This window comes from Kitasatospora arboriphila, assembly GCF_039528095.1.
GTDB classification, from domain to species: Bacteria; Actinomycetota; Actinomycetes; order Streptomycetales; family Streptomycetaceae; genus Kitasatospora; species Kitasatospora arboriphila.
Genome location: NZ_BAAALD010000035.1, coordinates 32,682 through 54,123 on the forward strand (window position 1 = coordinate 32,682; position 21,442 = coordinate 54,123).

Sequence of the window (21,442 nt, forward strand, 5' to 3'; positions counted from 1 at the left end):
TTCGGCGAAGTCGGGGTGAGGGGTCGTTCCGGGCGGGTGCAGGTTGTGCCGGTACTCCAACGCCAACCGCTCGGGTGACGGGGCACGCGGCCCGCAGCCATCGGCGCGTGCTCGGACTGGCGCCGCGCGGGTGCTGCCGACCGGATCCGGGTACGTACACCGGCATGTCCGCCTCTGCCCTGTCCTTCGGTTCCGCTGCCCATCTCTACGACTCGATCCGGCCCACCTACCCGGTGCGGGCGGTCGCCTGGGCCGTCGGCGCCGCGCCGATGCGTGTCCTGGATCTGGGGGCGGGCACGGGGCTACTGGCCGGCGCGTTGCGCGCCGCCGGCCACGAGGTGGTCGCGGTCGAGCCCGACGAGCGGATGCGCGCCGTGGCCGCCGAACGCCACCCGGGCACGCGGGTGCTCGCCGGCAGCGCCGAGGACATCCCGTTGCCGGACGGGTCCGTCGACGCCGTCGTGGTCGGGCAGGCCTACCACTGGTTCACCCCGCAGGACGCGCTGCCGCAGATCCACCGGGTGCTGCGCGAGGGCGGCGTCTTCGCCGCGCTGTGGAACATCCGTGACGACCGGACCCCGTGGGTGGCCGCGCTTTCCGGCATCGCCGGCAGCGAGGGGTACGGTCTGGAGAGCGCCTGGCAGTACGGGCCGGTGACGCCGTGGTTCACCGAACCCGAACGCGGCCTGATCGAGCACACCGTGACCGTCCCGACGGACCGGCTGATCGACCTGGTCCGGTCCCGCTCCTCCTACCTGACCGCCGACGCCGCCGAGCAGGCCCGCTTGGACCGGGAGATCGGCGAGTTGGCCGCCACCGACCCGGCCCTGGCCGGCCGCGACAGCGTCGAGATGCCCTACCGGACCTGCGTCTACCGGATGCGGCGGGCCTGATTCCCGGCCAGAGCCCCCGGCACGCTCATGGCAGTTGCATCCGTTGCTCCCGGTGGAGAACACTGCGGCCGAACTCGGGCATGTCCGAACGGCGAGGGCAGTGCAGCGCCCGGAAGGCGTGCGGCCCTGAAACGACAAAGGGCAGGGCGCCGTTGGGTCGGTGAAGGGCCCCGGGCCGGAGCGTGGTGCACGGGGGCGGCCGTTCTCACAGCCCGCTGGACGGCCATGGGCCGGTGTCCCACTCCCGCGGTCTCCGGGTCGCCTCTGGTGGGTTCCCGCCGGCCACGGCGGGGTGCGGTTCGTCCGGCTCCGACCAGCGGGTCAACTGCTCCGGCGGGCACGCAGGCCAGGACTCGGCCGACTGGAAGACGGTCCGCCGCCACGGCGGGACCGCCTGGTCCGTTCAACAGCACCGCCCACCGGCCCGCGATCGACGCGATCCACCTGCAGCAGCGGTGCCTGGAGCAACCGGGTCACCAGCGGGCGCGCACCACACCGTCGCTGTCCGGCAGGACAGCACACAGCAGCGGGTGGCGTGCGTCGAGGTGCAGGGGCAGGGCGGAAGCCGCTCGTGCATCGGCCACGTGGGCGGCGAGCTCCCGGTACTCGCTGTCGTCGACGATCGCATGGGTGATCGTCCCGTCCTGCGCCTGCCAGACGAACTCCACCGACCCCTCCTCGGGCAGCGCGGCAAGGACCGCGCCGACGTCCGGAGTCAGGCCGGGCCAAACGGTCAGCAGGGCGCGCGGGCCCAGCCCGGTGCGCACCTCGTCGAGGTTCTCCGGCGTCAGGCGGTGCCAGCGTGAGGCGTTACGGACGAAGGTCTCCTCGAGGAGCAGCGTCCGCCTCGAGGCCAGCGCCGTGCGCACGCGCGTCCAGAAGGGTTCGTCGGCCGGCTCCGCCACTTCCGCCTCGTCGGACTCGGCGGCGTAGGGAGAAGCCGTCAGCGGTTCCGGAAAGAGGCCGAGCTCCCGGGCACGGGCCACGGCGTCCGCGCAGGGCAGGGCGCTGCCGACGTACACGTACTGGTCCCACCCCACGTGCACGGTGAAGGCGTCCCCGGCCTCCAGGCGGCACCAGGCACCCTGGTCGCGGAGCATGGCCCGGACCAGTTCCAGGGCGACCGGAAGGGAAACCTCCGCCCCGTCGTGGTAGCCGGTGAGGTCGGGCGGGAAGAGCCTGCCGAGGCCGTGCCCGTCAACCGGCGGCTCCGCGCCGAAGTGGACGACGCCGGTGACCCCCGGCTCACGGATCTGCAACCGGACGACGCCCGACGCCTCCGCGAAGGCGGCGACGGCCGCCAGGTAGGCCGCTTCAACAGGTCCGTGGTCGCTGACCGCGTCCTCGGCGCCGCAGTAGTGGCCGTGCTCGTCACGGTCAGCGGGGTCGTATTTGGTGATCCGGTGCACGAAGGACGGCGGCACGCTGCTCCTCGGACGGGTGAAATCGGACGGGTGAAAGGAGTGCCAGCGTAGTTCTGGTCCCGAAGCGCGCGGTCCTGAAACGACACCGGCCCGGCACCGACGGGTCGGTGCCGAGCCCTGGGCCGAAGAGTGGTGCGCGTACCGGTGGAGCCGCCGTCCTCACAGCCCTGCCGGGGGCGGCGACGAGCAGCTGAACCAGATTCACCGGGTCGCGCTGTTCAGGTGCGGCTCGGGACGCACGGCCCTCGCGTCTTCGAAGACACCCGGCCGCGGCATCAGCCCGGCCGGGTCCGCGCGGGCAGTGCCGCCGTCCACCAGCGCCCGCTCCTTCGCGTCCTGACCACGCTGCACCTACGCCCGGACCCACCCACCCCGTGACACTTCAGAAGTCCGCAGCGCTTGACCTGTACAGGACGCCGAAGCCGGACACCGGCTCCGGGCGCAACGGGCACACACGGGGAGGACGCTCGGTGTCAGCTGGAGCGGAAGGCGGAGAGCCGATGAAGCCTGCGTGGCCCGATCCGGTCGGGAGCGAGCCGCACGGGCCGGAACGAGGACCGGGCACCGGACTGTGGAGCGAACCGGGAGCAGGCCGTATGGAACTGTTCGCCGGGCCCCTCGATGGTTCCTATCTGGATGTCCTCCCGCTCACCCTCACGGAAATCACCGGCGGCGTAGCACTCGACTCGGGCGAGCGCTGCACTCACCCGGGCGGCCTCTCCGTGTACCGCTGGTCGCCAGCACATCCGGGGCGGATGTGCTGGGAGGGTGACATCGCGCCGTAGAGGGTCGCGCGGCAACACCGCTCCAGCGGCAGCAGGCGGCTCCACTCCGTGTTGCGCCAAGCGCATGTACCCGCCGGGCCGGCCCTGCGGCGTCCCGCGAAGCCCAACGGGACTGATCACCTTGCGGTCACCCCGGTGACCACTACCGGGACCGTCCCCCCGAACCACTGCTCAGGTCTCTGGAGCGAAGCCTCCACGTACCCGGAGCGGCAGACCGGGGATCTGCAGGTCCCCGTCGACCTGGCTGACCAACCAGCTGGGGACGTCCTGGTCGTACTCCTCCCAGGCGCCCCACTGGCGGGAACCGGACGCCGATCCCCCAGGAGCCGTCCGCACGGGGGATCAGGAAGCAGGCGTCGCCCTCCTGGGTGTTGGCCCACAGCACCATCCCACGCTCACGGGGATGGAGGTCGTACGGAATCCTGCGCGGCACCAGCGCCTGGTACAGCGGTCCCGTCGTGTTCATCAGATCCAGCATGGTGTACCCGGCGCTCTTCGGGTGGAACACCGACAGGAAGTCGCCGACCACGCCGGGGCCGTACGCGGCGACGAACTGCTTGTACTCCGTGGGCAGTTCCCCGGCCACCTCCTCGATGGCTCCCCACGCCTCCACGTCCGAGTAGCCCCGGGGCAGGCCGAAGCATCGTTCAACGTCCTCTGCGGCGACCACGAAGACTCTCCACTCTCCCGTCCTGTCGGCACGCACAGTGTGGAACATCTGACCACGCCCTCAGATCGGCGGTCATTACCGCTGCATCACGCTCACGGTGCCCCCTACGGTCGATTCTGCTCGGCAGCGGAGCAGACACAGGTCCTCAATCGATCGACGTGCGCGACGCAGCCGCGCGGCGCTCATGGCGCCACTGCAGGGTCCCGGTGGCGTTGGTATGCCCCGGATGGAGCAGGCCGAGGATGGATGCCCAGGCTGCTTCGCCGAGCAGGGCGTCGCTGCGGGCCGTCCCTCCGTAGGCAAAGGTCTTCGAGGGTGCGGCGGGGCCTTCACCCGGGAAGCGCGGCCGGTGTCCGGCGTCGTCGCGGGTCACCAGGTGGACCGGGGCGGCGGCTGCGCGGCGCCGCGCGGCCAGCTGCTCGGCGTACCGCGGGGAGGGCCGCATCGCGTCGTCGCCGCCGGCGACGAGCAGGATGTCGGCGGACGCCTTCTCCACCGGGATCGCGGCTGCGTCCGGACGTCGGGCGTGGGTCCGCGTCGACGCGCGGCTCGTGGACCGCGGTGAGCAGCGTAGCCTCGGCACCCTTGGACCGGCCGGGGAAGCCGACGCGCTCCGCTCCACGAGAGCGCAGCAGGTCGACGGCCGCGACGAACGTCTCCAGCGGTACCTCGCAGATCCCCGCCGACCGGCCGGGTCCGCCGTGCCAGCGCATGGCCAGAGCGAGCAGACCCGTCGTACAGGCCCTCCAGCGACTCCCGAGCGGCATCGGGATCCGCCGTCTCGAACACCACCTGCCGGTGGGACGTGTCGGCCATGACGGGTCTCCGATCGCTCGAACCCGATGCAGCTGTTCCGCCCCGGCGCCCGGTGGCCCCCGCCATCGACGCTACGCCGTGTCCGGCTGACCCGGTGGGCACACGGCGGGGCCCGCCGCACCGCACTCGTCTCCCCGGCGGAACACGCCCTCGACGCCATCGCCCAGGCACAGCAGGTCCCCGGCGGCCGGCCCGCCCTCCACGGGGCCGACCACGACACCGTCGGCGACGACCGTGACCTCGCGCATGCTCCGGTTGCCCGGACGCCCCGCAGGGCTCACCCGGCGTCGAGGTCCGCCACGCCCTGCAGCACCGCCCCGCTCGCCCGCACCTCGTCCAGCCAGTCCGCGAAGACCTGCGCCTGGCGGCCGGCCGCAACGTCGGCGAGATCGGGCGGCCACGTGCCGGGCGCCACCACGGTCACCACAACGCCGCCGGCCCCCGCCGCGGCCGACAACCACTCCCGCGGCGCCTCCATCACCGGCGTCGGCTCCCACACCTCACGGCCGCCGACCAGCACCAGCCGCTCGAACCGGCCCGATCGGACCTGCACCGTCCCCGTCGACACCGGCACGCCGCCCGCAGCCACGAACCCGCTCTCCCACGCGTCCGTCGCCAAGCCGCCCCAATGGCCGGCGTCGACCTCGACGACGACCTCGGCCAGCGCGGTACCGTCGCCCGTCTCCCGCACCACCAGCGCCCACAGCACCGGACCCTCACCCACCGCCGTCACCCCAGATCAACGAAACGGTCCGGGCACCACGCGCCAGACCTCGTTCGGCGCGCCCGCGCGTCGTCACGTGCCCGGATGCGCCTCCGTCTTCAGCGACCACGACCCGCCCGGACAGCCGGCCGGAAGCGGCGGGAACCGGTGCCCCTTCACATCCGTGCTCCAGTGGTGCCCGGCCCCGCAGTCGCACTCGTAGATCCCGCTCGCGGGCACGATCTCACCGGGATGCCACGACGTCTTCTCCTCGTCCATACCCCCGGTCTACGGCAGCACGGGGCCCACCGCGACCGCGGACGTGGATCTCCCCCGGGCCGAGGGCGGGTCAGTGCAGGACGCTGACCGCGCGGGCGATGACGAGGAGGGAGGTGATGAGCGCGGCGATGCTCTCGACGCCCATGAGGATCTTGGCGCGGGCGGAGAGCGGCATGGTGTCGGTCGGGCTGAAAGCGGTGGAGTTGGTCACCGAGACGTAGAGGTAGTCGATCAGAGTGGGCGCCCAGTCGCAGGAGCGGCTGGAACCGTCGGCGACCTCCTCCACCGCGTCGTGGTTCTCGTCCTGGGAGAAACGGAAGTCCGCGAGGGGGAGGTCCGTGCGCGGCACCTGGGTGCGCGTGACAGGTCCGCCGCGGTCGAGTTCCCAGAACGCGAGTCCGAAGACGATGACGTCGGTGGCCCAGACCTGGAGGGCGGCGACCAGCAGCGATCCGCCGTCCTCGACGTCCGCCGCCACCAACGCGTGGACGAGCAGGCCCAGCGCCACCAAGTTGCTCACGCCGATCAGGCCGACCAGGGCCAGTGACAGGGTTCTGGACAGGCGGTTCTCGCGGGTCATCCGGTGCGGGTTCACCGCGACCAGCGGGATCAGGAGCAGCACCTCCAGAGCCGGCAGGACGTAGCGAGGGGCGACGAGCAGCGGCTCCGGCAGGGCGAGGTAGAGCATGATCGCCACCAGGGTGGCCGCCATCGCGGGCAGCCGGGCCTCGCCTCGGCGCTCGTGCCGGGGGTGGCGCTGCTGCATCCGCGTGCGGCGGGGGTTCGGTGACCGGCGGGCGTTCGACGTTCGGCTGTCCGTGCTCATCGCGGCGGTCCTCCGGATCGGTGCGGCTGACCGGCGGCTTCCCCCGTGAGCGCAGTCCACTCCCCCGCACGGCTCTGGCGCTGTCCGCTGCGACTACGGGCCGCCGGTCATTGCGGCTCGTTGGTGCCGCGTCCCGCGCGGTCGCCGAGGCCGGTCAGTGCACCGACCGGCGGGTACCTGCGCTCGGCTTCGGCTGCGGCGTCGGTGCCCGCGACCGGGCGGCTCGGCCGGGCGCCGGCGGAGGGCAGCAGCCGGGCCGCCAGGGTGAGGGCGCGGGTGGTGGTGGCGGGCGCCAGGCCGTAGACGCGGCTGCCGAGCTTGGCCGCGGGGGTGAGCACCAGCTCGGGGCGGCCCCGTTCGGCGGCCCGGACGATCGCCCGGGCGGCGCGGGACGCGTCCATGGAGAGCAGCGGCAGGCTCGCGGCGGGCCCGAACCAGGCGTACTCGCGCTCGGGCCGGCCGGCGAAGGCGGCGGCCCGGTGCGAGCCGGTGCGCATCAGGCCCGGCAGCACGGTGGTGACGCTGATGCCGTCGGCGGCGAGTTCGGCGCGCAGGCCCGCGGACAGCCCGGCGAGCGCGAACTTGGCGGTGACGTAGGGCAGCAGGTGCGGGGCCGGGATGCGGCCGCCGATCGAGGAGACGGTGACGACGGTGCCGCTGCGGCGCTCGCGCATGCCGGGCAGGGCGGCGAGCACCAGCCGGACGGGCGCCCGCACCATGACGTCCAGTGCACGGTCGAAGTCCTCGGCGGTGAAGGCCTCCAGCGGGCCGACCTGGATCAGTCCGGCGTTGTTCACCAGCACGTCGAGCCGGCCGAACCGCTCGACGGTGGCGGCGACCAGCCGTTCGGGGGCGTCCGGTTCCGCGAGGTCGCAGACGGTGGAGGCGACGGTGCCGCGGCTGCTCAGCTCGCGTTCGGCGGTGGCGAGTTCCTGCGGATCGCGGGCGCAGATCATCACCCGGGCGCCGCGGTCGGCGAGTTCGCCGGCGATCAGCAGGCCCAGCCCGCGGGATCCGCCGGTGACCAGTGCGGTGGCGCCGTGGAAGCGGTCGTCGTGGTGGTGCATGGGCTTCTCCGTCTCCGGTGTCGGGCCCGCACGGGCGGTGCCCGTGCGGGAACTCCCCCGTCGGCGCCTGTCCGTGCCCCGGCCGGGCAAACGGCCGGCCTCGGCGGTTTCCGCCATCCCGCGACGGGCAGCCGCGACCACCGGACGACGTGATGCGCGGAGAGGGTGGTCGACGTGAAGGCAGTGGTGTTCAAGGGGCCGTTCGAGGTGTCGGTCGAGGAGGTGCCCGATCCGCGGCTGGAGGCCCCGGGGGACGCGGTCGTGCGTATCACCACGACCAACATCTGCGGTTCCGACCTGCACATGTACGAGGGCCGCACCTCGGTGGAGGAGGGCAAGGTCCTCGGTCACGAGAACATGGGCATCGTCGAGGAGACCGGCCCGGGCGTCACCCGGATCGAGCCGGGCGACCGGGTGTCCGTGCCGTTCAACATCGCCTGCGGCAGCTGCCGCAACTGCGTGGAGGGGCTGACGGCGTTCTGCCTGCGGACGAACCCGACCGAGGGCGTCGACGGCGCGGCGTACGGCTACGCCAACATGGGCCCGTACCGCGGCGGGCAGGCCGAGTACCTGCGGGTGCCGCACGCGGACTTCAACCTGCTGGAGCTCCCGGCGGGCACCGAGCACGAGAACGACTTCACCATGCTGTCGGACATCTTCCCGACCGGCTGGCACGGCACCGAGCTGGCCGGCATGCGGCCGGGCGACACCGTGGCGGTGTTCGGCGCGGGCCCGGTCGGCCTGCTGGCCGCGCACAGTGCGGTGATCCGCGGCGCCGCCCGGGTCTTCGTCGTCGACGAGGAGCCGGACCGGCTGGCGCTCGCCGAGCGGATCGGCGCCGAGCCGGTCGACTTCTCCGCGGCCGACCCGGTCGAGCAGATCACCGACGCCACCCACGGCGCCGGCGCGGACTGCGGCGTCGAGGCGGTCGGCTACCAGGCGCACGACCCGACCGGCCGGGAGCACCCCGAGCTCGTCCTGGACCAGCTGGTCAGGGCCGTCCGGACGGCCGGCGGCATCGGCGTGGTCGGCGTCTACGTCCCCGAGGACCCGGAGGCCGCCACCGACGGCGCCGAGGAGGGCCGGATCGGCTTCGACTACGGCACCTTCTTCACCAAGGGCCAGCGGATGGGCACCGGCCAGTGCCCGGTGAAGCGGTACAACGCCCGGCTGCGCGACCTGATCACCGCCGGACGGGCCGAGCCGTCCTTCCTGGTCTCCCACGAGCTTCCCCTCACCGAGGCGCCGCGCGGCTACCGCTGCTTCGACCACCGGGACGACGGCTGGACGAAGGTCCTGCTGCGGCCGACGGCCCTCGCCGCCTGACGGCGGACCCGCACCGTGCAAGGAGTGCCACCATGACCGACCGCGACGGCGAGCGGCTGCTCGCCATCTACCTCAACGACCACCTGGCCGGCTCGTACGGCGGTACGGCGCTCGCCCGCCGGATCGCCCGCACGCACCCTGCCGGCCCGGACGCCCCCGATCTGCGGACCATGGCCCGGGAGATCGCCGAGGACCGGGACGAACTCGTCGCCCTGATGCGGGCGCTCGGTGTCCGGCCCCGGCGGCACCGGATGCTGCTCGGCGCGGGTGCCGAGCTGGCCGGCCGGCTGAAGCTCAACGGGCGGGTGCTGCGCCGCTCGCCGCTGAGCGACCTGCTGGAGACGGAGGCGATGCGCTCCGGCGTCCAGGGCAAGATCGCGCTCTGGCGGGCGCTGCGGGCGGCGTGCTCCGACGACCTGCTCACCGCCCGGCTCCAGCGGCTGTCGGCACGGGCCGACCGGCAGGCGGAGATTCTCGACGCCCGGCAGGCCGAGGCCGCCGAACTGCTGCAGCACGCCCTCGGCCGGAAGTGGCAGGCGGCGAAGCCCCCGGACCGGGTGCACGACAGCATGCCGCAGCACGCCTGACCGCGTCCGCCGTCAGCTCTGCGCGGCGACGGCCGTGCAGAGCAGGGCGAGGCCGATCAGCCAGTGGTTCACCCGTCCTCCCCGTCCTCGGTCTGCCGGACGGCCCGGCCGACGGCGATCGTGGTGGCGGTGCCGCCGGCGGTGAACAGCAGGCCGGTGAAGAGCGTCTTGGCGGCCGCCCGGCCGGCGCCCTGGTCGACGGCGACCGCGGCGGCGATCAGCGGCAGTCCGGCGCAGGAGGCGGGGGCGAGCGCGTGCAGCCGCATCGGGGTGCCGCGCAGCCGGACGAGGGCGAGGGCCGACAGCAGGACGAAGGCGACTCCCGTCCACAGCAGCACCAGGGCGGTGACATGACCGGCCGTCATGGTGATCCTCCGTCCGTTTCGGGGCCGTCCTCGTCGGGTTCGCCGCTGCGGCCGGCGACGAAGCGGGTGAAGACCAGCGTCCCCGCGGGGGCGAGGACGGACAGCACCAGCGCGAGGTCCTGGTAGGACGGCCGGTCGTAGGCCGGGGGCAGCAGCAGGAACACCGCCCCGACCACGCTCGACAGCAGGCAGAACCCGATCAGCCGGCCCACGGTGCCGCCCCTGGAGAGCGCCCACACGCAGGCGGGTACGTCGACGGCCAGCAGCACCAGGGCCGCGGCCGTCCAGGCGCTCACCGCCGCTCCCCCGGGTCGGTGACGGTCTTCTCCACCGGTCCCGGGCGCCGGTCGAGGGTGTGCAGCAGGGGGTCGTCCTCGTGCGGCATGTCGAGGACGCAGGTGTCCGGCGAGGCGGCCAGCACGATGCCCGCCCAGCCGGGGTCGGCGCCCTGCCGGACGGCCGTCCGGCGCAGCACGGCGTCCTCGGGACGGCGCACCGCGGCGGCCAGTAGCGTGCCGCAGCCGCGCAGCACCGCCCAGGGCAGCAGCAGCACCGCCCGTCCGGCACCGCGGGCGCCGCGCCACCGGACGCCCGCGGCACGGCGCATGGCTCGGGCGGCACAGGCGGCGCCGAGTGCGGCGGTGGCGGCGACCAGCAGTTCGTCCGGCGACACGGTGCTGATCAGCAGCACCGTCAGGCCCGTGAGCGCGCCCGACCGCACGGCGATCTCGGCCGCGCCCGCGACCACCCGCGTCGTCCTTCCGTCGATGGGGTCCTCCGTGGGGCGGCTCTCCGGGCGGCAGCCTGGGCGGCGGTCAGTCCGGCGGCTCGACGGGCTCGTCCGGATCGGGTTCGGTGTCCGGCTCCTCGCCGGGCGGCCCCGGGCGGGGCGGCTCGGGCGGCGGGGTCGGCGAGCCGGGCGGCGGGGGCGGGTCGGGCGGCACCGGGGTGACGTCCGGGTCGGGGGGCGTCGGGACGGATCCCATGGTGGTCACTCCTGTCGTACGGCGGTCGGAGGCGCGCCGCGGCCGGGTTCCGGCCGTCATGCGCCGGCCGCCAGCTCGGCGGCGGTGTGCGGGCCGGGCAGCGCCGGCCGCAGGCCGGGGATCACCCGTCCGGCGGTGTGCGCGGCGGCGGTGTCGAGGCTGCCGAGGGCGTGCGCGGCCTGCTGCTGGCGGCTGCGGGCGCGGGCCTTCCGGTCGAAGCGGCCGTGCGCGCCGAAGTCCGTGTCGCGGTCGGCGGGCTCGAACAGGTTGTCCGGCCCGTCGGCGGGCCGCGGTTCGTGGGTCTGCTGGGAGTCGAAGCCCGTCCGGGCGAGGTAGCGGTCCAGCAGGCCGGGTGCCACGGCGTTGGCGATCAGGGTGGCGACGGTGCTGGCGCCGACCCAGTACTCGCGGCGGGCGGGGTGGTCGGCGGCGTACAGCACCGCGCGGGCGGCGATCTCGGGCTGGTAGATCGGGGGTACGGGCTGCGCCCGTCGGGGCAGCCGGGAGCGCACCCAGTCGAACTGCGGGGTGTTGACCGCGGGCATCTGCACCATGGTGGTCCGCACGGCGGTGCCGGAGGCGAGGAGTTCGCAGCGCAGTGCCTCGTGCCAGCCCTGGATGGCGTGCTTGGCGCCGCTGTAGGCGGTCTGCAGCGGGATGCCGCGGTAGGCGATCGCGGAGCCGACCTGGACGACGGTGCCGCGGCCGCGGGGCAGCATCCGGCGCAGTGCGGCGCCGGTGGCGTAGACGTAGCCGAGGTAGGAGACCTCGGTGACGCGGCGGAACTCCTCGGGGGTGATCTCGGTGAAGGGGGCGAAGACGGAGGAGAAGGCGTCGTTGACCCAGACGTCGATCGGTCCGAGTTCCTCCTCGGCACGCCGGGCGGCGGCCTCGACGGCGTCGGGGTCGGCGACGTCGGCCTCGATCGCGATCGCCTTCGCGGCGCCGGCCCGTTCGGCCTGGTGCACGGCCCCGTCGAGGCCGGCGCGGCCGCGGGCGATCAGCGCGAGCCGGTCGCCGCGGGCGGCGAAGGCGGCCGCGCAGGCGCGGCCGATGCCTCCGCTCGCGCCGGTGATCACCACGGTCCGTGGGGCGGGTCGGTGCTCTGTCATACCGTGCGGCTCCCCGGTCGGCGGCGGGACAAACGGGGGCGGCCGCGGGCTGCGGTCAGGAGCGCAGGGCGGGCAGCACGAGTTCGCGGTAGGCGTCGAAGAAGACCTCCTGGTCGGGGCCCACCTGGCCGACGTACACCTCGTCGAAGCCGGCGCGGGCGTAGCCGCGCACCGTGTCGATGTGCTGCTGGGCATCGTCGCCGCAGGTCACCGCGTCGTCGATCATGTCGCGGGTGACGAGTTCACCGGCCTGCTCGAAGTGCGCGGGGGTGGGCAGCAGCTGGGCGAGTTCGCCGGGCAGCAGCTCGGTGGGCCAGAGCCGGTGGACGGTGTCGACGGCCTTCTCGCGGTTGCTGCTCCAGCAGACCTTCACCCCGCCGACGACGGGTTTTCCCGCGCCGCCGCCCTCGCGGAAGGCGGCGACCAGGTCGGCGTCCGGGGTCATGGTGACGAAGCCGTCGCCGATCCGGCCGGCCAGTTCGGCGGCGTTCGGCCCGAAGCCGGAGACGTACACCGGCAGCGGTCCGTCGGGTGCGGTGTAGAGCCGGGCGTTGTCGACCGTGTAGTGGCGGCCGCGGTGGCTGACCTGGCGGCCGGTGAAGAGCGCGCGCATCACCTCGACGGCCTCCTCCAGCATGGCGGCCCGGTCGTCGAAGGACGGCCAGCGGTCACCGAGGACGTGCTCGTTCAGCGCCTCGCCGGTGCCGACGCCGAGGGTGAACCGTCCGCCCAGCAGCACGCTGGAGGTGGCCGCGGCCTGCGCGGTGACGGCCGGGTGCAGCCGGACGGTCGGGCAGGTCACCAGGGTGGTGACCGGCAGGTCCACGGCCTGCGACAGTGCGCCGATCATCGACCAGACGAACGGGCTGTTGCCCTGGGCGTCGTTCCACGGGTGGAAGTGGTCGGAGATCGCCAGCCGGGTGAATCCGGCCCGCTGCGCGCGCCGGGCCTGGTCGATCAGTTCGGCGGGCGTGAACTCCTCGCAGGACAGGAAGTAGCCGTACTCGGTCATGGCGTGCCGATCCTCTCCGTGGCGGCCCCCCTCCGGTGCGGCGGCTACCCGGGGCGGCGCCGGGAACACCTCCTCCGCCGTCCCTGCGGACTCAGGCGGAGAGCAGCGCCGTGATGCAGCCGTCCCAGTCGATCCGGGCGGCCTCCGAGCCGACCGGCACCAGTTCGGTGGTGACGGCGAGGAAGCGGGTCAGGTGGCCCACCGGGGTGTGCAGCAGGGCCACGTCGGCCTGCCGGCCCAGTGCGATGAACACGTCGGTGTCGCAGCAGGGTTCGACGCGGACGTCGCCGCCGCCGGCCGGCCCGCGGAGCCCGGCGAGCAGCAGGTCGCGGGCGACGACCCAGGTGGCCTCGGGGTCGAAGCCGTGGAAGTCCAGGTGGACGGCGTAGGGGTCGTCGGTGCGGTAGTGGCAGACGACGCTCAGGTCGTGGACCGAGTCGGCTCCGGTGATCAGCCGCATGGGCATGCGGGCGGTGACGCCTTCCATCTGTGGCAACTCCCTTCGCCGGGCCGGCGCAGCGCACCGTGGTGGGCCCCGCGTCTGCCCGCAGGCCGGCCGGCCACACGGCCCGGGATGTGCGGATCCGGTGAATGATGCGCCGTCAGACGGGTTGTGCGAGACGGACGGAGGCCTCCAGCAGCAGCGCGTGGACGAAGGCCTGCGGCAGGTTGCCGCGCAGCTGGCGCTGGGCGACGTCGAACTCCTCGGCGTACAGCCCGGCGGGCCCGCAGGCGGCGCGGTTGCGTTCGAACCAGCGCACGGCCTCCACCGCGTCGCCCTGCTGGTGCTCGGCGAGGGCGAGCACGAAGCCGCACAGCAGGAAGGCGCCCTCCGCCTCCTCCAGCGGGCGGCGGTCGTGGCGGAACCGGTAGAGGTAGTGGTCCTGGACGAGGTCGGCGCGGACGGCCCGCAGGGTGGCCGTGGTGCGCGGGTCGTCGGCGGGCAGGGCGCCGCGGACGGCGGGCAGCAGCAGCGCGGCGTCCACCGCGGGGTCGGTGGGGGTGCGCTGCCAGCGGCCGGTGGGGTGCAGGCTGTCGGCCGCGGTGTCGGCGGTGATCCGGTCGGGCAGCGCCTCCCAGTGGGCGGCGCGGCCGGTGTCGGCGACGGGGGCGGCCGCGGCGGCGCGCAGTCCGGCGGCGCAGATCAGCCGGCTGTGCGCCCAGCGGTCGTCGTGGAGTTCCCAGATCCCGGCGTCCGGTTCGCCGTGGCGGGCCTCGACGGCCTCGGCCGCGATCAGGGCGGCCCGCCGGCCGTCGGCGTCGAGCCGGTCGTGCCGGGCGGCGGCGGCGAGCAGGAGCAGGCTCTCGCCGAGCGCGTCCAGCTGGAACTGCCGGTTGACGTGGTTGCCGACGACGTCGGAGCCGCCGGGGTAGCCGGGCAGGTCGAGGGTGCGCTGGCCGGGGACGGCCGTCCCGGCGGGGGTGTAGGCGGGGGCGAGGGCCGGCCCGTCGGCCAGCAGCCGGGCGGTGACGAAGCGGACGGAGCCGTCGAGCAGCGGGTGCGTTTCTGCGGCCGCGGCGGCCTGGCCGATGTAGCACTGGTCGCGGATCCAGACGTACCGGTAGTCGTAGTTGCGGCCCTGTTCGGCCCGTTCGGGGAGGCTGGTGGTGGCGGCGGCGACGGTGCCTCCGCCGGCGCCGGTGAGGCCGCGCAGCACGGCGACGGCGTGCCGGGCGTCGCGGCGTCCGAGGACGTGCGGCAGGTCGGGGACGCAGTCGGCCCAGGACTCCTCGGTGCCGCGCCAGAGCACGTCGGCCGGGTCCGGCGGCGGCAGCGGCCGGTCGGAGACCTCCAGCACCAGGTCGTGGTGGGCGCCGGCGTCCAGGCGTACCGCGGCGGTGAGGGCGGTGCCGTCCGGGCCGGCGGGCCGGGCACCGGGGGCGCCGGTCCAGCGCAGGTGCAGGTCGCCGGTCCGGGCCGTCCAGCGGCCGGCGTCGTCGCGGCGCAGGCCGTGCATCGGGTGGACGCCGAAGCCGGCCGCCGGCTCCAGGTGGACGTCGACGCGGGCGGCCCCGTCGACGGCGAGGATCCGGCGCAGCAGCACGGCTCGGTGCGGGTCGCCGGGGTGGGCGAGGGCCTCGCGGCATTCGACGATGCCGGTGGTGGTCGTCCAGCGGCTGCGCCAGATCAGGCCGCCGTCCTCGTAGTAGCCGCCCCAGACGAAGGGTTCGGCGGGGGTGACGGTGTAGTGGCCGGTGCCGCCGATCAGGGCGGTGAGGACGGCGTCGCTGTCCCAGCCGGGTGCGCACATCCAGACGACGTCGCCGCGCGGGCCGACGAGGGCGCCGCGTTCGCCGTCGGCGAGCAGGGCGTAGTCGCGCAGGGCGTGCGGGGCGGGGGCGTTGCCGCTCGGGGCCATGGGTCCTCTCTGCGGGGTCAGTGGGTGCGGAAGCGTTCGGCCTCCTGCGGTCTGAGGGTCAGTCCGAGGCCGGGGGCGCCGTCGTCGCCGGGGTGGATGCCGCCGCCGGCGGGGTCGAGGGCGCCGTCGAAGAGGAGGTGCTCGATCCGGACGTGGTCGTGGAACCACTCCAGGTGGCGGAGGTTGGGGATCGCGGCGGCGGCGTGGGCGTGCACGTGCGGCGCGCAGTGCCCGGACAGGTGGAGGCCGTGCGCCTCGGCGAGGGCGGCGGCGCGCAGCCAGACGGTGAGGCCGCCGCAGCGGGTGGCGTCGGCCTGCAGGCAGTCGACGGTCGGCGCCATCCGGGCGAAGTACGGCAGGTCGTAGCCGTATTCGCCGGCGGCGACGTCGGCGGTGACGGCGTCGCGGACGAGGGCGAGGCCGGTGAGGTCGTCGGAGGAGACGGGTTCCTCGAACCAGGTGACGCCGGGTCCGGCGAGGGTGCGGCCGATCCGGACGGCCTGTTTGCGGGTGTAGGCGCCGTTGGCGTCGACGTACAGTTCGGCGTCCTCGCCGATCAGGGTGCGGGCCCGTTCGGTGCGCCGCAGGTCGCGTTGCTCGTCGCCGCCCCACCCCTCCCCGATCTTGATCTTGAATCGGGTGAGGCCCTGCCGGGACCAGCCGGTGAGCTGTTCGGCGAGCCGGTGGTCGGAGTAGGTGGTGAAGCCGCCGCTGCCGTAGACGGGCACCTCGTCGCGGGCGGCGCCGAGCAGGCGCGCCAGCGGGAGGTCGAGCAGCCGGGCCTTGAGGTCCCACAGGGCGACGTCGACGGCGGAGACGGCGCCCGCGACCAGGCCGGGACGGCCGGCGTTGCGGACGGCCCGGGCCATCGCCTCGTTGGCGGCGGGCACGTCCAACGCCGGGCGGCCGGTGACGGCGGGGGCGAGCAGCCCGGTGACGGCCTGCGCGGTGGCGGGGGCGCCGTACGTCCAGCCGAGGCCGGTGGCCTCCCCCGCCCGGGCCGTCACGAGGACCATGGTGGTGCTGTCCCAGGCGAGGGTGCCGTCGGCCTCGGGGCCGTCGGTCGGGATCTCCAGCACCTGGACGTCGAGGCCGTCCAGCGCCGGTCCGCCGCCGTTCACGGCCGGCTCCGCTCCGCCGGGCCGCCGCGCGCCCCGGCGGCCAGCCGCTGCGCGGCGCGGTCGACCAGCGCCATGATGGTCAGCGCCGGGTTGGCGGAGCCCTGGGTGGGCAGCACGCTGCCGTCGGTGATCATCAGGTTGGGGACGGCGAAGCTGCGCAGGTCGCGGTCGACGACGCCGTCCTCGGGGCGGGCGGCCATCCGGCAGCCGCCGACCAGGTGGGCGTAGCGCTCGATGGTGATGACCTCGGTGGCGCCGGCCGCCTTCAGGATCCGCTCCATGGTGGCGCGGGCGGCCCTGATGACGGCCCGGTCGTTGTCGCACTGGCTGTAGGCGAAGTCGGCGACCGGCAGGCCGTGGCGGTCCTTCTCCCCGGAGAGGGTGACCCGGTTGCCGGGCAGCGGCAGCAGTTCGCAGAGCGCGCCGAGGGTGCCCCAGTGGATGTAGTCCTGCATGTAGCGGCGCAGGTCGTGCCCCCAGTGGCCCTGGGCGGCGACGTGCTCGGCCCAGGTGATCGGCAGGGGCGAGATGGTCTGGATCGCGTAGCCGCGCTTGAAGTCGGCGGCGGGGTCGGTCTCGTAGAAGTCCTCGCAGGAGACCTCCGGCGGGGGTGCCTTGTACGAGCGGATCTCCTCGGTGAAGCGTCCGGCGCTCTGCGGGGCGCCCTGGACCATCAGGTAGCGGCCGACCTGGTCGTGGTCGTTGCACAGGCCGTCGGGGAAGCGGCGGCTGGCGGAGTTGAGCAGCAGCCGGGAGGTCTCGACCGAGTAGCCGGCCACCGCCACCGTGCGGGCCCGCTGCAGGTGTTCGCGGCCGTTGCGCAGGTAGCGCACGCCGATGGCGCGGCGTCCCTGCGGGTCGGTCTCGACGGCGACGGCCATCGCCTCGGTGCGGATCTCGGCGCCGTGCGCGAGCGCGTCGGGCACGTGGGTGATGAGGGTGGAGGCCTTGGCGTTGACCTTGCAGCCCTGCAGGCAGAAGCCGCGGTAGATGCAGTGCGGGCGGTTGCCGAAGCGGCCGTTGGTGATGGCGACCGGGCCGACCCGGGCGTTCAGCCCGAGGGCGTCGGCGCCGCGCAGCAGGATCTCGCCGTTGCCGCCGACCGGGTGCGGGGCGTGCGGGTAGGGGTGCGGGTCGCCCCAGGGCCAGTACTGGCCGGCGACCGGCAGCTCCTGCTCGATCCGTTCGTAGGAGGGCCGCAGGTCCTCGTAGCGGATCGGCCAGTCGGCGCCGACGCCGTCGTCGCTGCGGGTGGAGAAGTCGGAGGGGTGGAAGCGCGGCACGAAGCCGGCGAAGTGCACGGTCGAACCGCCCACGCCGCGGCCGGAGTTGTTGGAGCCCATCGGGACGGGGTCGGTGCCGGAGATGACCCGCGGTTCGGTCCAGTACAGGTGGTGGGAGCCGGCCTCGTCGCTGACCCAGTGGGTGTCCGGGTCCCAGAACGGCCCGGCCTCCAGGCAGACCACGGACCAGCCGGCGTGCGCCATCCGCTGGGTGAGGGTGGCGCCGCCCGCGCCGCAGCCGACCACCACGAGGTCGACCTCCTCGGTGTCGTCGAAGCGCCGCATGTGCTCGACCAGCCGGTGGTCGAAGCGGGTGCCGTCCTCGGGCAGCAGCCAGGCGGAGGCGTTGCGTTCGCGGATCGCCTTCTGCGAGGAGGCCGTGAGGCGCAGGGTGCCGGCGGCCTCGCGGAGCCGGCTGCGTACGGCGCCGCTCATCCGGTCCTCCTGCCGTCACGAGGGTCCGCCGGGTCGACGGGGTCCGCGTCCGCCGCCTCGAAGGGCTCGCGCAGGCCGATGCCGAGGCGCTGGTAGCCGCGCGGGTAGGCCGGGCCGGGGAAGCCGATCTCGTTCCAGGCCCAGGGGTGGGAGTAGAAGGCGGTGCAGGCGTAGCGGGTCCACAGGCTCCACACGTGCTGGGCGGGCAGGCCGTGCCAGGGTTTGCCGTGCAGGTCCTGGACGGCCTGGACCAGCTCCTTCTGCTGCCCGGTGTCGAGGTCGGCGAAGGAGGCGGCGCCGTGCCGCTCCGCGGCGTCCTCGTCGAGGGCGGCGAGGGTGGCCCGCCAGGCGTCGCCGTCCTCGGGCATGTCGGTGTAGCGCCAGCCGTCGGTCTGCGCCTCGGCGAGCCGGGCGTCGACCATCTGCAGCACGGGCACCTTCGGGGCGCCGGGCGGGCCGTCCTGGGCGAGCAGCCGGTCGAACAGGGCGCCGGCAGCGGCCTCCTCGGCGGGGGTGAAGAACCGCAGGTCCGGCTGGCGGGCGAGGCGGCCGACGACGGTGGCGGCGGTGGCCGGGTCCCAGTCGGGGACCCGGTCGAGGACGTCGAAGTCCGGGAAGCGGCGGCCGCTCTCCCCCGACGGGACGCGGCGGCCGGTCGGCAGGTGCTGTCCTCCCACGGCTCACCTCTCCCGGCGCAGCACGGAGGCGAGCAGGCCCATGCCGCCGACCACGGTGACCAGCAGCGGGGCGAACAGCGGCGGCCCGGTCTCGATGTTGAAGCGGGCCATCGACCAGCCGCCGGGCTTCTGCGCGATGCCGCGGACGTGCAGCCAGGTGCCCTGCAGCCCGTTGGCGACGACGGCCGCGGAGACCACCGGCAGCACGGTGTGCGCGGCGCGTTCGCTGCGGAAGCCGGCGATGCCGGCCGCGGCGCCGAGCGGGCCCAGCGCGACGGGCCACCACATCATCCGGTTGCCGAAGCCGGCCCGGTCGTGCTCCAGGTAGATCTCCGCAGCGGTGATCAGCGCGCCCGCGGAGGTCAGCAGCGACAGCGACCGTTCGAAGCGGCCGTGCCGCACGTTCGCCACCAGCCGCGCCAGGGCGGACGGCGGGTCCGTTCGGCGGGTGCGCACCGGATTCACCCCTTCCCCCGGCCGGGCAGGAACTCCTGGATCTTGGCCTTGACGCCCTGCTTCACCACCGCGGCGCGGTCGCTGTCGCCGTGCAGCACGGCGGAGGCGGCGGACGTGATCTGGTCCCAGCTGGCGTGCGGCGGGATCGGCGGGACGGCGGGGTCGGTGCGGAAGTCGATGACGAACGGCCGGTCGGCGGCGAGGGCCTGACGCCACACCGGTTCCACGTCCTCGGGCTGCTCGACGCGCACGCCGTGCAGGCCGAGCAGCACCGCGATGTCGGCGTAGCGGACGTCCGGGATGCTCTGCGAGGCCTCGAACTGGGGGGCGCCCTGCATGGCGCGCATCTCCCACGTGACCTGGTTGAGGTCGTGGTTGTTGAGGACGGCGACGACCAGCCGCGGGTCCGACCACTCCTGGTAGTACTTGGCGGCGGTGATCAGCTCGGCGAGGCCGTTCATCTGCATGGCGCCGTCGCCGACGATCGCGATCGCCGGCCGGTCGGGGTGGGCGAACTTCGCGCCGATCGCGTACGGCACACCGGGCCCCATGGTGGCGAGGGTGCCGGAGAGCGAGCCGCGCATGGTGCCGCGCATCCGCAGGTGCCGGGCGTACCAGTTGGCGGCGGAGCCGGAGTCGGCGGTGACGATCGCGTCCTCGGGCAGCAGGGCGTCGAGGGCGTGCACCACGTGCTCCGGGTTGAGCGGGTGGGCGGACACCTCGGCCCGGCGCTGCATCACCTCCCACCAGCGGGCGGTGTTCTCCTCGACGGTCTTGCGCCAGCTGCGGTCCTCCTTGCGCTCCAGCATGGGGATCAGCCGGCGCAGGGTCTCGGCGGCGTCGCCGACCAGGTTGGCCTCGAAGGGGTAGCGCAGGCCGACCATCGACGGGTCGATTTCGATCTGCACCGCCCTGGCCTGGTCGAACTCCGGCAGGAACTGGGTGTACGGGAAGCTGGAGCCGACCACCAGCAGGGTGTCGCAGTCCCGCATCAGCTCGTAGGACGGGCGGGTGCCGAGCAGGCCGATCGAGCCGGTGACGTACACCAGGGTGTCCGGCAGCACGTCCTTGCCGAGCAGGGCCTTGGCGACGCCGGCGCCGAGCAGTTCGGCGGTCTCCTCGACCTCGGCGCGGGCGTGCCGGGCACCCTGCCCGACCAGCATCGCGACCTTCTCGCCGGCGTTGAGGATCTCCGCCGCCCGGGCGAGGTCCTCCTCGGCGGGGATCGGCGCCCAGCGGCCGACACCGAGGCTGGAGGGCACCTGCTTGAAGGCGTGCGCGGGCGGTTCCCAGTCCAGCTCCTGCACGTCCGCCGGGATGATCACGGCGGTGACGGTGCGCCGCGCCGTTGCCACCCGCATCGCCCGGTCCAGCACGTTCGGCAGTTGCCCGGGGACGGTGACCATCTCGCAGAACTCGGAGGCCACGTCCTTGTAGAGGCTCAGCAGGTCGACCTCCTGCTGGTAGGAGCCGCCCATCGCGCTGCGGTCGGTCTGGCCGACGATCGCCACCACCGGGACGTGGTCGAGCCGGGCGTCGTACAGGCCGTTCAGCAGGTGGATGGCGCCGGGCCCGGAGGTGGCCGCGCACACGCCCGTCCGGCCGGAGAACTTCGCGTAGCCGACGGCCTCGAAGGCGGCCATCTCCTCGTGCCGGGCCTGGACGAACCGCGGACGGTCCTCGGCCCGGCCCCAGGCGGCGAGGATCCCGTTGATTCCGTCGCCGGGGTAGGCGAAGACGTACTCCACCTCCCATTCCCGGAGGCGTTGCAGTACGTAGTCGGAGACCTTCATCGGCCGGCTCCTCCTCTGGCTCGGGCGAGGAGCGGTGCACCCCTCTGAGGGCGGCTAACCGCTGTGACGGCGGCAAAACCCGTACGGTCGCCGCCGGCCGCCGCACGGCGCGGGTGCGGCGGGTGCGGCGCGGCGGGCGAGCACCGCGGCCGCCGGCCCGGCGGCGATGGTGGCGAGGCCCGCGTGCAGCACCCGGGTGCCGTCCCGGGGGACGAGGCGGGCACCCGCGGCCCGGGAGGCGGCGGCGAGCCCGACGGACCGGGGCAGCAGGGTCAGCCCGGTGGCGAGCGGGCCGCGGGGCAGGCCGAGTTCCGGGTGCAGCACCACGGTGATCATGAGGCCGTTCATGGTGGCGAAGAACAGCGTCGAGGTGGCCAGGGCCGCCGGGAAGGCGCGGCCGCGGAGCAGCGGCGGCTCGACCAGCGCGGTGCGGGCGGCCGCGGCGGCCAGGCGCATCTGGTCGGCG

Annotated in this window: 22 protein-coding genes and 1 pseudogene; 3 read left to right on the forward strand and 20 right to left on the reverse strand. The window is 74.4% G+C overall.

Annotated features, from left to right (window positions below; all coding sequences use genetic code 11):
- Positions 1 to 164: 164 nt before the first annotated feature.
- Entirely contained in the window at positions 165 to 893 is a 729-nt protein-coding gene (locus ABD353_RS19150) for a class I SAM-dependent methyltransferase (RefSeq protein WP_344624850.1), read from the forward strand.
- A 473-nt stretch (positions 894 to 1,366) separates the two neighbouring features.
- Here ABD353_RS19150 and ABD353_RS19155 read toward each other — a convergent pair whose 3' ends face one another.
- The 6 genes from ABD353_RS19155 to ABD353_RS19180 form a co-directional block, all read right to left on the reverse strand.
- Positions 1,367 to 2,317 carry an RNA-binding protein gene (locus ABD353_RS19155; RefSeq protein WP_344624851.1) on the reverse strand — a complete coding sequence of 317 codons (951 nt, stop codon included), beginning with the start codon at positions 2,315 to 2,317 and terminating at the stop codon, positions 1,367 to 1,369.
- A gap of 1,600 nt (positions 2,318 to 3,917) precedes the next feature.
- A complete protein-coding gene (locus tag ABD353_RS19160; protein ID WP_344624852.1) occupies positions 3,918 to 4,268 on the reverse strand; it encodes an acyl-CoA thioester hydrolase/BAAT C-terminal domain-containing protein in 351 nt (116 codons plus the stop codon).
- A 597-nt stretch (positions 4,269 to 4,865) separates the two neighbouring features.
- Positions 4,866 to 5,312 carry a hypothetical protein gene (locus ABD353_RS19165; protein ID WP_344624853.1) on the reverse strand — a complete coding sequence of 149 codons (447 nt, stop codon included), beginning with the start codon at positions 5,310 to 5,312 and terminating at the stop codon, positions 4,866 to 4,868.
- Positions 5,313 to 5,384: 72 nt separating this feature from the next.
- Entirely contained in the window at positions 5,385 to 5,570 is a 186-nt protein-coding gene (locus tag ABD353_RS19170) for a hypothetical protein (protein ID WP_344624854.1), read from the reverse strand.
- Between the two features lie 70 nt (positions 5,571 to 5,640).
- Entirely contained in the window at positions 5,641 to 6,396 is a 756-nt protein-coding gene (locus tag ABD353_RS19175) for a hypothetical protein (RefSeq protein WP_344624855.1), read from the reverse strand.
- A gap of 107 nt (positions 6,397 to 6,503) precedes the next feature.
- Positions 6,504 to 7,463 carry an SDR family NAD(P)-dependent oxidoreductase gene (locus tag ABD353_RS19180; protein WP_344624856.1) on the reverse strand — a complete coding sequence of 320 codons (960 nt, stop codon included), beginning with the start codon at positions 7,461 to 7,463 and terminating at the stop codon, positions 6,504 to 6,506.
- A 174-nt stretch (positions 7,464 to 7,637) separates the two neighbouring features.
- On the opposite strand from ABD353_RS19180, the gene ABD353_RS19185 reads away from it, so the two are divergent.
- Entirely contained in the window at positions 7,638 to 8,789 is a 1,152-nt protein-coding gene (locus tag ABD353_RS19185) for a glutathione-independent formaldehyde dehydrogenase (RefSeq protein WP_344624857.1), read from the forward strand.
- Positions 8,790 to 8,821: 32 nt separating this feature from the next.
- Positions 8,822 to 9,376 (forward strand): hypothetical protein, encoded by a 555-nt coding sequence (locus tag ABD353_RS19190; protein ID WP_344624858.1) that lies wholly within the window; start codon positions 8,822 to 8,824, stop codon positions 9,374 to 9,376.
- A gap of 68 nt (positions 9,377 to 9,444) precedes the next feature.
- Here the strand turns inward: ABD353_RS19190 and ABD353_RS19195 are convergent, their stop codons facing one another.
- From ABD353_RS19195 to ABD353_RS19260, 14 genes and pseudogenes are all read right to left on the reverse strand, one after another.
- On the reverse strand, positions 9,445 to 9,741 hold the full coding sequence (locus tag ABD353_RS19195) for a monovalent cation/H(+) antiporter subunit G (protein ID WP_344624859.1): 297 nt from the start codon (positions 9,739 to 9,741) through the stop codon (positions 9,445 to 9,447).
- Positions 9,738 to 10,037, reverse strand: a complete 300-nt coding sequence (locus ABD353_RS19200; protein WP_344624860.1) for an MrpF/PhaF family protein — start codon at positions 10,035 to 10,037, stop codon at positions 9,738 to 9,740. The genes ABD353_RS19195 and ABD353_RS19200 overlap by 4 nt, the downstream gene beginning before the upstream one ends.
- Entirely contained in the window at positions 10,034 to 10,489 is a 456-nt protein-coding gene (locus ABD353_RS19205) for a hypothetical protein (protein ID WP_344624861.1), read from the reverse strand. Before ABD353_RS19205 ends, ABD353_RS19200 begins: the two co-directional genes overlap by 4 nt.
- Before the next feature lie 67 nt (positions 10,490 to 10,556).
- Positions 10,557 to 10,727, reverse strand: coding sequence for a hypothetical protein (locus ABD353_RS19210; RefSeq protein WP_344624862.1), 171 nt, complete (start codon positions 10,725 to 10,727; stop codon positions 10,557 to 10,559).
- 56 nt (positions 10,728 to 10,783) lie between these two features.
- On the reverse strand, positions 10,784 to 11,839 hold the full coding sequence (locus ABD353_RS19215) for an SDR family oxidoreductase (protein ID WP_344624863.1): 1,056 nt from the start codon (positions 11,837 to 11,839) through the stop codon (positions 10,784 to 10,786).
- 55 nt (positions 11,840 to 11,894) lie between these two features.
- Positions 11,895 to 12,851 carry a TIGR03557 family F420-dependent LLM class oxidoreductase gene (locus tag ABD353_RS19220; RefSeq protein WP_344624864.1) on the reverse strand — a complete coding sequence of 319 codons (957 nt, stop codon included), beginning with the start codon at positions 12,849 to 12,851 and terminating at the stop codon, positions 11,895 to 11,897.
- 91 nt (positions 12,852 to 12,942) lie between these two features.
- Entirely contained in the window at positions 12,943 to 13,338 is a 396-nt protein-coding gene (locus tag ABD353_RS19225) for an SsgA family sporulation/cell division regulator (protein WP_344624865.1), read from the reverse strand.
- Positions 13,339 to 13,453: 115 nt separating this feature from the next.
- A complete protein-coding gene (locus ABD353_RS19230) occupies positions 13,454 to 15,211 on the reverse strand; it encodes a glycoside hydrolase family 15 protein (protein WP_344624866.1) in 1,758 nt (585 codons plus the stop codon).
- A gap of 17 nt (positions 15,212 to 15,228) precedes the next feature.
- On the reverse strand, positions 15,229 to 16,332 hold the full coding sequence (locus tag ABD353_RS19235) for an enolase C-terminal domain-like protein (protein WP_344624867.1): 1,104 nt from the start codon (positions 16,330 to 16,332) through the stop codon (positions 15,229 to 15,231).
- Entirely contained in the window at positions 16,329 to 18,050 is a 1,722-nt protein-coding gene (locus ABD353_RS19240) for a GMC family oxidoreductase (protein ID WP_344624868.1), read from the reverse strand. Before ABD353_RS19240 ends, ABD353_RS19235 begins: the two co-directional genes overlap by 4 nt.
- A complete protein-coding gene (locus ABD353_RS19245; protein WP_344624869.1) occupies positions 18,047 to 18,727 on the reverse strand; it encodes a gluconate 2-dehydrogenase subunit 3 family protein in 681 nt (226 codons plus the stop codon). The genes ABD353_RS19240 and ABD353_RS19245 overlap by 4 nt, the downstream gene beginning before the upstream one ends.
- Positions 18,728 to 18,730: 3 nt before the next feature.
- The gene (locus tag ABD353_RS19250) at positions 18,731 to 19,183 is read right to left on the reverse strand and encodes a hypothetical protein (protein WP_344624870.1); all 453 of its coding nucleotides are present in this window, start codon (positions 19,181 to 19,183) and stop codon (positions 18,731 to 18,733) included.
- A gap of 5 nt (positions 19,184 to 19,188) precedes the next feature.
- Positions 19,189 to 20,976, reverse strand: a complete 1,788-nt coding sequence (locus ABD353_RS19255; protein WP_344624871.1) for a thiamine pyrophosphate-requiring protein — start codon at positions 20,974 to 20,976, stop codon at positions 19,189 to 19,191.
- A 54-nt stretch (positions 20,977 to 21,030) separates the two neighbouring features.
- A pseudogene (locus tag ABD353_RS19260) lies at positions 21,031 to 21,442 on the reverse strand (hypothetical protein); the annotation flags it as partial.

Coding starts and splice junctions, on each gene's coding strand:
- ABD353_RS19150 (WP_344624850.1), top strand. CDS start 165: ATGTCCGCCTCTGCCCTGTCCTTCGGTTCCGCTGCCCATCTCTACGAC.
- ABD353_RS19170 (WP_344624854.1), bottom strand. CDS start 5,570: ATGGACGAGGAGAAGACGTCGTGGCATCCCGGTGAGATCGTGCCCGCG.
- ABD353_RS19175 (WP_344624855.1), bottom strand. CDS start 6,396: ATGAGCACGGACAGCCGAACGTCGAACGCCCGCCGGTCACCGAACCCC.
- ABD353_RS19180 (WP_344624856.1), bottom strand. CDS start 7,463: ATGCACCACCACGACGACCGCTTCCACGGCGCCACCGCACTGGTCACC.
- ABD353_RS19190 (WP_344624858.1), top strand. CDS start 8,822: ATGACCGACCGCGACGGCGAGCGGCTGCTCGCCATCTACCTCAACGAC.
- ABD353_RS19195 (WP_344624859.1), bottom strand. CDS start 9,741: ATGACGGCCGGTCATGTCACCGCCCTGGTGCTGCTGTGGACGGGAGTC.
- ABD353_RS19210 (WP_344624862.1), bottom strand. CDS start 10,727: ATGGGATCCGTCCCGACGCCCCCCGACCCGGACGTCACCCCGGTGCCG.
- ABD353_RS19215 (WP_344624863.1), bottom strand. CDS start 11,839: ATGACAGAGCACCGACCCGCCCCACGGACCGTGGTGATCACCGGCGCG.
- ABD353_RS19220 (WP_344624864.1), bottom strand. CDS start 12,851: ATGACCGAGTACGGCTACTTCCTGTCCTGCGAGGAGTTCACGCCCGCC.
- ABD353_RS19225 (WP_344624865.1), bottom strand. CDS start 13,338: ATGGAAGGCGTCACCGCCCGCATGCCCATGCGGCTGATCACCGGAGCC.
- ABD353_RS19230 (WP_344624866.1), bottom strand. CDS start 15,211: ATGGCCCCGAGCGGCAACGCCCCCGCCCCGCACGCCCTGCGCGACTAC.
- ABD353_RS19240 (WP_344624868.1), bottom strand. CDS start 18,050: ATGAGCGGCGCCGTACGCAGCCGGCTCCGCGAGGCCGCCGGCACCCTG.
- ABD353_RS19255 (WP_344624871.1), bottom strand. CDS start 20,976: ATGAAGGTCTCCGACTACGTACTGCAACGCCTCCGGGAATGGGAGGTG.